Annotated in this window: 8 protein-coding genes; 6 read left to right on the forward strand and 2 right to left on the reverse strand. The window is 33.5% G+C overall.

From position 1 onward, the window contains the following. The first annotated feature begins 17 nt into the window (after positions 1 to 17). Positions 18 to 1,007 (forward strand): DUF2891 domain-containing protein, encoded by a 990-nt coding sequence (locus CHRY9293_RS03855; protein WP_162031677.1) that lies wholly within the window; start codon positions 18 to 20, stop codon positions 1,005 to 1,007. On the opposite strand, the gene CHRY9293_RS03860 is transcribed toward CHRY9293_RS03855, so the two are convergent. Continuing rightward, entirely contained in the window at positions 1,004 to 1,477 is a 474-nt protein-coding gene (locus CHRY9293_RS03860) for an Mpo1 family 2-hydroxy fatty acid dioxygenase (RefSeq protein WP_162031678.1), read from the reverse strand. The two genes, CHRY9293_RS03855 and CHRY9293_RS03860, sit on opposite strands and share 4 nt — an antisense overlap. A gap of 218 nt (positions 1,478 to 1,695) precedes the next feature. Between CHRY9293_RS03860 and CHRY9293_RS03865 the strand changes: the two genes are divergently transcribed. Beyond that, positions 1,696 to 2,400, forward strand: a complete 705-nt coding sequence (locus CHRY9293_RS03865; protein ID WP_122546896.1) for a class I SAM-dependent methyltransferase — start codon at positions 1,696 to 1,698, stop codon at positions 2,398 to 2,400. 86 nt (positions 2,401 to 2,486) lie between these two features. Here the strand turns inward: CHRY9293_RS03865 and metG are convergent, their stop codons facing one another. After that, positions 2,487 to 4,523, reverse strand: coding sequence for a methionine--tRNA ligase (metG, locus tag CHRY9293_RS03870; RefSeq protein WP_162031679.1), 2,037 nt, complete (start codon positions 4,521 to 4,523; stop codon positions 2,487 to 2,489). Positions 4,524 to 4,860: 337 nt separating this feature from the next. Here metG and CHRY9293_RS03875 point away from each other — a divergent pair, with 337 nt between their 5' ends. From CHRY9293_RS03875 to CHRY9293_RS03890, 4 genes are all read left to right on the forward strand, one after another. Then, a complete protein-coding gene (locus tag CHRY9293_RS03875) occupies positions 4,861 to 7,581 on the forward strand; it encodes a SusC/RagA family TonB-linked outer membrane protein (protein WP_162031680.1) in 2,721 nt (906 codons plus the stop codon). Between the two features lie 12 nt (positions 7,582 to 7,593). Next, positions 7,594 to 9,213 carry a RagB/SusD family nutrient uptake outer membrane protein gene (locus CHRY9293_RS03880; RefSeq protein ID WP_228455464.1) on the forward strand — a complete coding sequence of 540 codons (1,620 nt, stop codon included), beginning with the start codon at positions 7,594 to 7,596 and terminating at the stop codon, positions 9,211 to 9,213. A gap of 16 nt (positions 9,214 to 9,229) precedes the next feature. Then, entirely contained in the window at positions 9,230 to 10,336 is a 1,107-nt protein-coding gene (locus CHRY9293_RS03885; RefSeq protein WP_162031681.1) for a SusE domain-containing protein, read from the forward strand. A gap of 79 nt (positions 10,337 to 10,415) precedes the next feature. Continuing rightward, positions 10,416 to 12,572, forward strand: a complete 2,157-nt coding sequence (locus tag CHRY9293_RS03890; RefSeq protein WP_162031682.1) for a glycoside hydrolase family 97 protein — start codon at positions 10,416 to 10,418, stop codon at positions 12,570 to 12,572. Positions 12,573 to 12,682: the final 110 nt, after the last annotated feature.

Consider the following 12,682-nt stretch of genomic DNA (forward strand, 5'->3'; position numbering starts at 1 on the left):
CGGAGCTGACAGATGAAATGGCAATAAAGTTATCTGAAAAGCCACTTCATTGTATTCATCAGGAATATCCTAATAAAACAGCACATATTATTAATAATGCCAATGAAGTATCTTTAAGTCCGAAAGCTTTGCATCCAAGTTTTTATGGATGTTTTGATTGGCATAGTTCGGTTCATGGACATTGGATGTTAGTAAGATTATTGAAAACAAAGCCTGGTTTGTCGATTGCAAAAGATATTGAGAAAATATTGGATGAGTCGTTTCAAAAAGAAAATCTTCAGATAGAGGCTGATTATTTTACAAAATACCAGTTGACAAGTACCTTTGAAAGAACATATGGTTGGGCATGGATTCTTAAATTAGATGAAGAATTAACAAATTGGGAAAATCCCAAAGCTAAAATTTGGCATGAAAATTTAAAACCATTGACCGATAAGATATTAAATTCTTGGAAGCAATATCTACCTAAACAAACTTACCCTAATAGAACTGGAGTTCATCCTAATACGGCTTTTGCTATGGCCTTTGCTATTGATTGGGCTAGAGCAAATAAAGACAAGGTTTTTGAAAATCAGTTGATGGAGAAAGCAAAATATTTCTTTTTGAAAGATGAAAAAACACCGGCATATCTAGAACCAGATGGGTCAGATTTTTTCTCTCCAAGTCTTGAAATTGCCGATTTAATGAGAAGGGTTCTTCCTCAAAACGAATTTGTTAAGTGGCTAAATAAATTTTATGAAAAAAGGAGTTTGGAGAATATAGAAAAGATTCCTGTGGTGAGTGATTTGAGTGATTATCAAACGGTTCATTTGGTGGGATTATCATTTTCAAAAGCATGGTGTATGAAAGGGATAGCAAAATCTCTCCCCCATAATCACCCATTGAAAAACAATTTTCAAAAAACCGCTACTATTTTTTTAAATAACGGACTTCCTTTATTGTTTCAAGGAAATTATGGAGGAGACCATTGGTTGGCAAGTTTTGCAGTATATGCTTTAGAGGACTAATATTTAATTCCCAGTTTTTTTAGGATAAAGCTTAAAAGCCAAATGGGACCAATTAAAAGGAACTGTATATCTTTTAAGAAAGAAGGTTTTTTACCTTCAATTTTATGCCCTATAAACTGAAGAATCCAAGTAATAATGAATACCCCAAGATAGACTAGCCATGCTTGCTTTCTGAAATGGATATTAATAGCATAGGTAAAATGCTCCATTAATAACATGACTAACAACATTATAGCTCCTATCAAGAATGAAAGTCTTATATAGAATATAGCAACTAATATAATCACAATAATACTCACAATACTGATGCAGCCATAGTAGGAAGAGCAGATATGAGGAGAAGGAATAAAGGAAATAAAACCTAAAACAGTCCAGAAAATTAAAGGAACACAAATCCAGTGAATCAATTTATTGGTAGGGTTTTTATGACTTTCGCTATACTCTGCAAATAATAAATCGATTTTTCTCATGATAAAAGTTTATGAATGCTGCTAAAATAATAAAATTTTACAATTATTAAATATATTTATTTTTATTGTCTTTTTTATGTCTTTTCATTTTGTATATCAGGGATAAATGCTGAAAAATAAAACGATTAAAATGTATTAAATTAAACTTTTTTAAGTGGAGAGAATAGATAAAGTAATCAATTCAAAAACCTTTATCTTTGCACTTGTTAAATATAGCTATGAAAGACTTAATGGGTAAGGCAATCTGGGATTATTATTACAATGAAGATCCTAAAGATTTGCAGACTGAAACTTCAATTTCGGAATTGGATGAACTTCCGGTTGATTATCTTTTTAGAGATAGTAAAGAAATGAATACGATTGAACGGAAAGCACTTCAATTATCTCAAGGAAGAGTGTTAGACATTGGAGCCGGAGCGGGTTCACATTCTTTATACCTTCAGAATGAAAAGAAGCTTGATGTAATAGCATTAGATATCTCTCCAAAATCTATTGAAATTTGTAGTTTGAGAGGAGTTAAAAATTCTGTATGCAAAGATATTCTTCACTATTCAGGAGAAACTTTCGACACCATTTTATTGTTAATGAATGGAACCGGAATATTCCAAAGTCTTCATGTTATTGATATTTACCTTCAAAAGTTATATTCTCTGCTCAATCAAAACGGACAAGTTTTAATAGATAGCACGGATATTTTATATATGTTTGATGAGGATGAAGATGGGGGAGTGTATATTCCAGCTGAGGGATATTATGGTGAATTGGATTATATTGTGCATTATAAAGGAGAGTCGGAAGAGCCTATAAAATGGTTATATCTTGATTTTAATACATTAAAAAATGCGGTAGAAAATAATGGTTTTACCATTCAAAAAGTTTTACAAGAAGGAGATTCTTATTTGGCTAGATTAAAGAAAAAATAAAACCCCTATCTATTATAACTAAAAAAGACGCATTCAAAATGCGTCTTTTTTAGTTATAATATACTGGATATTGAGATAAGCATATATTACCCTATTTCAATACCATTTTCTACATTATTATCGTCCGGAGTGACAAAGGATAGTTTTCCATCTGGTTTTGTCGTGAGTAATAACATTCCCTGAGATTCAATTCCTCTGATTTTTCTTGGAGCAAGATTCAATAGAATCATTACTTGTTTTCCAACGACCTCTTCTGGAGTAAAGCTTTCTGCAATCCCTGAAACCACGGTTCTTACATCAACTCCTGTATCAACTGTAAGTTTCAATAATTTATCAGCTTTTTCTACTTTTTCAGCTTCTACAATAGTAGCTGTTCTTAGGTCGATTTTTGTAAAATCATCAAAAGTGATTTCTTCCTTCATAGGATTTGCGTTAGGGTTTGTTTTTTTATTATTTTGTTTTGTATTTTCTAATTTTTGAATCTGAGCTTCAATTACATCATCTTCGATTTTTGAGAAAAGAAGAGATGCTTCATTGATTTTGTGCCCTGTTTCAATTAAAACAGATTTCGTTTCAATAGTGCTCCAGTCTGTTTTGTTAACATTGAGCATATTCAATAGCTTTTCGGAACTGAAAGGCATAAATGGTTCACATAGCTGAGCTAATGCCACTGCAATCTGAGCGCCTACAAATAATGATTGTGCCGCTTTTTCGGGATTGTCTTTGATTGTTTTCCAAGGTTCTTCTGTTTGAAGATATTGGTTTCCAAAACGGGCTAAATTCATTAAAGCTGTTAAAGAGTTTCGGAATTCATAGTTTTCCAAGAATCCTGAAATTTCTTTTGCCGATTTATTAATTTCCTTTAATTCAGGAGCATTCACATCACCTTGAGGAATGATTCCATCATAATATTTATGAATAAGAACAGCTACTCTATTGATAAAGTTACCAAAAATACCTACTAATTCAGAATTATTTTTTGTCTGAAAATCCTTCCAAGTAAAATTGTTGTCTTTCGTTTCAGGAGCTGATGAAAGAAGAGCATATCTTAATACATCTTGCTGTCCCGGGAAATCTTCAATATATTCATGAGCCCAAACTGCCCAATTTCTTGAAGTAGATATTTTATCGTTTTCAAGATTTAGGAATTCAAAAGCAGGTACATTCTTTGGCATAATATAGTCACCATGAGCTTTCATCATGGCAGGGAAAATGATACAGTGAAATACAATATTATCTTTACCAATGAAGTGTACTAAATCACTATTTTCGTTTTGCCAGTAGTCTTTCCAGTTTTTTCCATTTTTTTCAGCCCATTCTTTTGTAAAAGAAATATATCCAATAGGTGCATCAAACCATACATACAGAACTTTTCCTTCTGCATCAGGAAGGGGTACAGGAACACCCCAGTTCAAATCTCGGGTCATAGCTCGTGGTTTTAAACCATCATTTAACCATGATTTTACCTGTCCGTATACATTGGGCTTCCAATCGTCTTTATGTCCTTCAATAATCCATTCATTGAGAAAATCTTCATAATCATTTAAAGGAAGATACCAGTTTTTTGTTTCTTTTAGAATAGGAATGTTTCCACTCAGCATGGATTTTGGATTGATCAATTCAGATGGGGAAAGGGTAGACCCACATTTTTCGCATTGATCTCCGTAAGCATTTTCATTTCCACAGTTAGGACAAGTTCCTACAATGTATCGATCCGCTAAAAATTCTCCGGCTTGTTCATCAAAATATTGTTCAGAAACTTCTTCTGTAAATTTTCCTTTTTCATGAAGGACTTTAAAAAAGTCTTGACTCGTTTCATAATGATTTTTGGAAGTTGTGCGTGAGTATTCATCAAATGAAATCCCTAAATCCGAAAAAGATTTTTTTATAACTTCATGATATTTATCAACAATGTCTTGAGGCGTAACTCCTTCTTTTTTTGCTCTGATGGTAATAGGAATACCATGTTCATCCGAACCACAGATAAATGCGACATCTTTCCCTAATCTTCTTTGAAATCTTGCGTAGACATCCGCAGGAATATATACACCTGCCAAATGTCCTATATGAACCGGTCCGTTTGCGTAAGGCAAAGCTGCCGTAATCATCTTTCTGTTTGACATTTATAGTAAAATTTTAGCTGCAAAGATAAGGATTATCTGTTTAAAACCGTTGGCTACCTCCTTTATAATAGAATTTAGTTTATTTAAAAGGCTTAATTATTACATTTTGTTAAACAATTGTTTAACAAACAGTCAATATATGGAAAGTGATATGTTGAGCATATATAAGTGTAAATTGATGTAAAACAGTATGTTGGTTTAAATAATTCGTTTAATTTATATAATTTTTATAAATTTTAAATAAAATTATGATAAATGTTATTTTTTTTTAAATTGCAAAGCTAGTATTATGTAAAATATTCTGAATAATAACTAAACTATATAAAAAAACAATATTGTGAAAAATCTTACAACGGCATTAAAAATAGCACCTGCATTTTTATTGGCAAGTACAATAATGCATGCGCAGGCTCAAGTTCAGGATTCCTCCACAAAAGAGAAAAACATAGAGGAGGTTGTATTGATTGGGTATGGGAAACAGAAAAAAACTGATTTAACGGGCTCAATTACAGCATTATCCACTGAGGATTTTAATAAAGGAGCAATCACTACTGCAGAAGGACTCATCAATGGAAGGGCACCTGGTGTGGTAATTACTCAATCAGGCACACCCGGGAATGAAGCTACTATTAGAATTAGAGGAGGATCATCATTAAATGCAAGTAATGATCCATTATTAGTTGTGGACGGCTTACCTTTGGATGGTGTTTCTTTGGCAACGATTAATCCGAATGATATAGAATCATTTTCAATTCTAAAAGATGCAGCATCTACTGCTATTTATGGTTCTAGAGGTTCTAATGGGGTTATTTTGGTTACTACAAAAAAAGGAAGTAAAAGGCTTCGGATTTCATTAAATGCATTTACTACAGTAAATACCTTAGCTAAAAAAATTGATGTATATTCTCCAGATCAATTTAGACAACTCATCAATCAATATGTGCCAAGTAAGGTTGGTATGCTAGGTAATTCTAATACTGATTGGCAAGATGAAATATTCAGAACTTCTGTGACTTCAGATATTAATGCTTCTGTTTCCGGCAGTTTATTTAATGAAGTTCCAGCTCGATTGTCTCTTAGTAATATGGATAATTCAGGACTTTTGATGACTTCTCGTTTTAGACGAAGTGCAGCTAATTTTGCATTAAGTCCTAGCTTTTTTGATGATTATTTGAAATTTAATATTACGGGAACCTATTCCTATACTTTTCAAAATAAAGCAAGTGAGGATGCTATAAGAAATGCCATCTCTTATGATCCTACACAAGCAGTTTATGATCCAAATTCTCCCTATGGAGGATATACAGAATGGATAGGTCAAGGTACTAATCGACCAGTTGGGGTTTCGAACCCGGTCAGTTTGTTGAAAAATAGACATGATGTTCAAAACTTTAAACGGTTTCTGGGGAATATCAATATGGAATACAAATTTCATTTTTTACCAGATTTAAAGGTAATTCTTAATGCAGGACTTGATAGTAAAGAGCTTGATGGACATGTAGTTGTGAACAAAAATTCAAGAAGTGGATATTTTGCAGTTAATAATGTTTATGATTTTTATGGAGAGGATTCCTATTCAGATGAGAGTATCCTAAACAAAAATGCCAACGTACAATTAAATTATACCAAAGCATTTGGAAAGCTTAATGTAGATGTAATGGGTGGATATGAATATCAAAATTATCATAAAGTAAGCTCTGCATCAGGAAATACATTATTATATACTTTAGATCCAACCAATAATTTCTATAATCCTGATTCCAAGCCTGATTTGAATCTACAAGCCTTCTTTGGAAGATTGAATTTAGGATTTGACAATAAGTACTTGCTTACTGTTAATTATAGAAGGGATGGATCTTCCCGTTTTAGTAAAAATAACAGATGGGGGAACTTTGGGGGAGTTGCTGCAGCTTGGAGAATTTCAGAAGAAAATTTCCTGAAAAGTAACTCAACGATCTCAGACTTGAAATTGAGAGCCAGTGTGGGGAAAACAGGACAGCAAGATATCGGAGTGTATAGATACGATTATTTTAAAACCTATAATGTTTCTACCACTTTGTACTATCAATTTGGAAATCAGTTTTACGAAATTGCAAAACCTAATGGGTATAACGAAAACTTAAAATGGGAAGAAAGTGTAAAATATAATTTAGGATTGGATTTTGGATTGTTGAATAATAGAATCAAAGGAACTGTGGATTTCTATCTTGCAGATACTAAAGATCTATTGTCAATTGTACCAGAAGGACCTTTAGAAAACCTTAGAATTATCGGCCCTAAAAATATAGGTAAGTTACAATCTAGAGGGATAGATTTAGGATTGGATGTAAAAGCGATTCAAAAAGAAAACTTTACTTTAAATTTTAACTATAATTTATCATATAATAAAATTGAAATTAAAGAGCTTGAAGTCAATGGAATTGATAAAGGAGGAGTTGGTTTAGGAGGTTTTGTGCAAACATTTAGAGAAGGATATTCTCCTTATGCGTATTGGGTGTACCAACAGGTTTATGATTCTAATGGGATGCCGATTGAAGGGGCATATGTGGACCGAAATGGAGATGGCGAAATTACATCGGCAGACAAGTATAATTACAAAAAACCTCAGCCTGATGTAACGATGGGATTGATGACTAATATGACCTTTGGTAAAAACTGGGATTTTTCAATGGCTTGGAGAGCGAGTTTAGGAAATTATGTATATGATCAGATTTCTGCAGATAGATCTCATTTGAATCATATTAACAATACAGTAGATGGAACAATTAATAATGCACCAGTAGACTTTAATAATACTCATTTTAGTACTGCTAATAAAATGTCTGATTACTATCTTAAGAATGGAAGTTTCTTAAAATTGGATAATTTGACGGTTGGATACACGTTCAATAAATTTATTACTAATACCTCTTCTTTAAGGTTATATGCTGCGGCTCAAAACGTTCTTATCATTACAAAGTATAAAAATTTAGATCCGGAAGTGTTCAATAATGGGATAGATAATTCAATTTATCCACGAGCAAGAATGTTTACTTTAGGTGTTAATGTTAATTTTTAATTCTTTTTTACAATGAAACTTAATAGAATAAATATATTAAAATTAAGAAATATAGCCATTGCAGGCGCTTTTCTTTTCGTCACTTCATCTTGTCTGAATGATCTTGATGTAAAGGTTAATGATGATGAGCTTTTCACATCTGAACAATTTTATGCTAATCCGGCCTCTTATAAGCAATTTTTAGCAAAAATATATGCAGGTTTAGCCGTTACCGGACAGAAATCAGCGAATGGTGATTCAGATTTAGGTGCTGAAGATGATGGAGGACCAAATGAAGGTTTTTCTCAATATTTAAGAGGATATTGGCAATTACAGGAATTAACGACAGATGAAGCAATTATCGCTTGGGGAGAAAGTGATAATCCTACTATAAAAGATCTAAACTTCAATACTTGGAATGCCGATAATGTTTTCAATGAAGCGTTTTTTGCCAGAGTATTTTTTCAGGTGGGTCTCGTTAATGAATATTTAAGAGAAACCACAGAGGAAAAGCTCAGCTCAAGAGGAGTTTCAGAAAGCCTAAAAGCAGAAATAAAAACTTTCCGTGCCGAAGCAAGATTTTTAAGAGCTTTATCTTATTATCATGCAATAGATATCTATGGTAAAATGCCTTTTGCAACGGAAGATCAAGAAATAGGAAGCGGGGTAAAGCCGGTTATGCAATCCCGAGACTTTATGTTCAATTATGTGATTAATGAACTTAATGCCATTGAAGGAGATCTACCGGCTCCTAGAATGAATGAATATGGAAGAGTAGATAAGGCTGCCGTTTGGATGTTGAGAGCCAAGCTATATCTTAATGCCAGAGTATATACCGGAGCCGATAAAAGTACCGAGGCGTTGGCTGAAGTGGAAAAAGTAATAGGTTCAACGTATAAAGTGGCTCAGATTCCTTATGCTAATTTATTCAAAGCAGATAATCACATAAATGGGGCACAAGAGGAAATCATTTTCCCAATCGCTTTTGATGGAATTAAGACCAGAACTTATGGAGGAACGACTTATCTAGTTCATGCCAGCTGTACGAATGAAGTAGGTTTAACCCTAGGAATTGATTTTGGATGGCAAGGTTATAGAGTAAGACCGGAATTTATGCAATCTGTAGGAAATACAGATCAAAGAGTGATGAAAGTAGCAGGAAATAGTGATCCGGCTTCAATTACAGATTATATGAAATTTGATCAAGGGGCTAAACTTATCAAATTTTCTAATAAGAATTCCAATGGTTCCAATGGAAGTGATGCTAATTTTGTGGATGCTGATTTTCCATTATTTAGAATGGGTGATGCTTATTTGATGTATGCAGAATTAGCGGTTGTTAACGGAAAAGGAAGTGTGGCAACGGCACTTACTTATGTGAACGCTTTAAGAACTAGAGCAGGAGTAGCAACAGTACTTCAATCCGCGCTAAATGCTGATTTTATATTGAATGAAAGAGCAAGAGAACTATATTGGGAAGGATACAGACGTCAGGACTTAATACGTTTTGGAAAGTATCTTTCAGGATATACATGGCAGTGGAAAGGGGGAAGTATGAATGGGTCTGACCTTGCAAGCTTCAAACTTCTTTTCCCAATACCTAATAAGTATCTTAATTTAAATTCTAATCTGTCTCAAAATCCTGGCTATTAATTAATAAAACAAAAAAATGAAAAACTTTTTAAAAATATTTGTAGCTCTTATTATGGGAGTTTTAGTTATATCTTGTGAAAAGGATGAGGATCAGGCGGTTTTAGGAGAAGGGACCAATCCGGTTTTAACGTCTAATGTGACAACATTAGTGCTCAATAAAGATCATGAAAATGATGAAGCCATAAAGTTTAATTGGGTAAATCCTAAATTTGATATTCAGGTAGCATTCAGTGATGCATTGGAATTTGCGAAGGCAGGAACTAACTTTGAAAGTGCAAAAAGTGTAGATGTGATATCAAAAGATCTTTCCGCATCTTATACGGTAGGTAATTTTAATAAAATAATGCTAGAAGGAGGATTTCCAGCTAATGTGGCCAATGCTATTGAAGTGAGGCTAAGATCTAAGGTAGGAAATATTACCATGTATTCAGAGGTGGTGTCACTTACGGTGACTCCTTATCTAACAGAATTCCCATCATTCTATATCGTAGGAGATGCTTCTGCTGTAGGTTGGAACGCTTCTAGTGCACAATTGCTTTATAAAAAAGATAACTTCTCTACCATTTATACGTATTTGGAAAATGGTAAATACTTTAGATTTTTAGGTCAACAAGATTGGAACCCAATTAATTATAGTTTGGATACTGCAGGAATGAACGATTCTTATAAGTATTTCAAAACGTGGTCTTCTAATCTCGTTGCGTCTCCATCCGAAAATATTCAATTCACAGGAGCTACCGGAATGTATAAAATAACTATTAATGCAGATCCGGCACAAAAAACAATTAATGTAACTCCTTCTCCAATTAATAATTGGAATCCTGCTAACTTATATTTGGTAGGAACAATAAACGGATGGAATGCAGGAGCGGCTATTCCTATGACGAACTTAGGAAATGGCAAATTTGAGCATACGATTTCACTTCCTGCGGGCTCTCAGTTTAAATTCCTAGGGCAATTAAGTTGGGGAGATTTGGATTGGGGAAATATGGACGGTGATGGAAATACCGGATATATTGCTCCAAAAGGAAGTAATGGAAATATTATGTTTGACGGAACAGGAGGTAGCTACAAGATTTCTGTTGATATGAAATCTGGAGTTTATAAAATTCAACCATTATAATAAATTTAATTTAATATTTATAGCAAAGTGTTGCTGTTAGGCAACACTTTTTTATTTTTAAAGTTTATATATAGTCATTATGAAGAAAATTACAATTGGAGCTTTATTGTTCTCAATGATGTTTGTAGGTGTTAATGCACAATCTTTAAAATCGCCGGATGGTAAGTTTGAAATGAACTTTCAATTGAAGCAAGGAGTTCCTTATTATAACCTAAAATATAATGGGACAGTAGTAGTGGAAGATTCTAAATTAGGATTGAGATTATTCAAAGATGCTGCTATAAAATTTGCTTCTGAAATCGCAAAACCTGAAGATGCTAAATTTGATCTTAACAACGGTTTTACCAAAAGAGAGGAAAAGCGTGATGCCAAAAATGAAAGTTGGAAACCTGTTTTAGGAGAAAAGAAAAACTATATCAATAATTATAATGAACTAGCTGTTACTCTTAATCAGGATGCAACGGATAGAAGTATTGTTATAAAATTTAGATTATTCAATGAGGGACTGGGATTTCGATATGAGTTTCCACAACAGAAAAATTTGAACTATTTCGTAATTAGAGAAGAGGACTCTGAAATCGATTTTCCAACAGATATGAAAGCCTGGTGGATGGTGGCAGATTATGACTCTCAGGAATATCAATATCAGGAGACAAAGATATCGGAAATTCCGGGAAGATGGTCAAAAGCTGCAGATGCGAATGCTTCTCAAAAGCTTATTAAAGATGCAGTACAATCTCCACTAATGCTTAAAAAAGAAGGAAAAGAACCTCTTTATATTAATGTGGCGGAAGCAGCTGTTTTAGATTATCCTGCCTCTCATTTAGAAGTTGATGCTCAGAACTTTAAATTAAAAACCCATCTCACGGCAGACAGACAAGGGGCAAAAGGATATATACAAACCCCATCGGTAACCCCTTGGAGAACGATTATTGTAGCGCCAAAAGCAGAAGAGGTGATGGATTCAAAAATGATTTTTAATCTGAATGAACCCACAAAATATACCGATACCTCTTATATCCATCCTACAAAATATATGGGTGTGTGGTGGGAAATGATTATTGGAAAATCACAGTGGGCTTATTCTACCGCTGAAAATGTACATTTAGGTAAAACAGATTTTGCAAAATTGACTCCTAATGGAAAACATGCAGCCAATAATACCAAAGTGAAAGAATATATTGATTTTGCCTCTGAAAATGGTTTCCAAGGACTATTGATTGAAGGATGGAATATCGGTTGGGAAGATTGGTTTGGACATTCCAAAGAATTCGTTTTTGATTTTATTACCCCTTACCCTGATTTTGATATCAAAATGTTAAATGATTATGCACATTCAAAAGGAATAAAATTGATCATGCATCATGAAACTTCTGGATCTGCAACCAATTACGAAAGATGGGCGGATAAAGCATTTCAATTAATGAATAAATATGGATATGACGCCGTAAAGACAGGATATGTTGGAGATATTATTCCAAGAGGAGAGCATCATTATTCTCAATGGACGATCAATCATTTTTATAGGATAGCTGAAAAAGCAAATGAATATAAGATTATGGTAAACTCACATGAATCGGTACGTCCAACGGGTGAGAGCCGTACTTATCCCAACTATATTTCAGCGGAAGCAGCTCGAGGAACAGAGTATGAGGCATTTGGAGGTAATAATCCGGATCATCAGACCATTCTTCCATTTACAAGATGGATGGGAGGCTCTATGGATTATACTCCAGGTATTTTTCAGACTAAATTAGACTATTATTTCCCGGGAGATACCCGCTTTGTAAAGACAACATTGGCCAAGCAATTAGCATTATATGTTACTATGTATATGCCGCTTCAGATGGCTGCTGATTTACCCGAGAATTATAAAAAACATATGGACGCTTTCCAGTTCATTAAAGATGTAGCAGCCGACTGGGATGACACAAAAATTTTATTTGCAGAGCCCGGAGATTATGTAGTGACAGCAAGAAAAGCAAAAGGAACAGAAAACTGGTTTGTAGGAGGTATTACGGACGAAAATAAACGTGACTATACTGTAGATTTTTCGTTTTTAAATAAAAATCAAAAATATGAAGCCATAATCTATGAAGACGGGAAAGATGCCGATTACATCAATAATCCTCAAAGTTATAATATCTATAAGAAACAAATTACCAATAAGTCGAAGATCAATTTCAAAATGGCAAGAAGCGGAGGTTTTGCAGTCTCAATAAAACCAATACAATAAAATTTCTTATCATCCTTAAAGGCTTTTGCTTTTAAGGATTTTTTTTATAATTTTTATTATGCTGTCAATTGAAAAGTTTTGGTAAATTTTAAATCAAATTAGATGTTTGT

The organism is Chryseobacterium potabilaquae (genome assembly GCF_902728265.1).
GTDB lineage: Bacteria > Bacteroidota > Bacteroidia > Flavobacteriales > Weeksellaceae > Chryseobacterium > Chryseobacterium potabilaquae.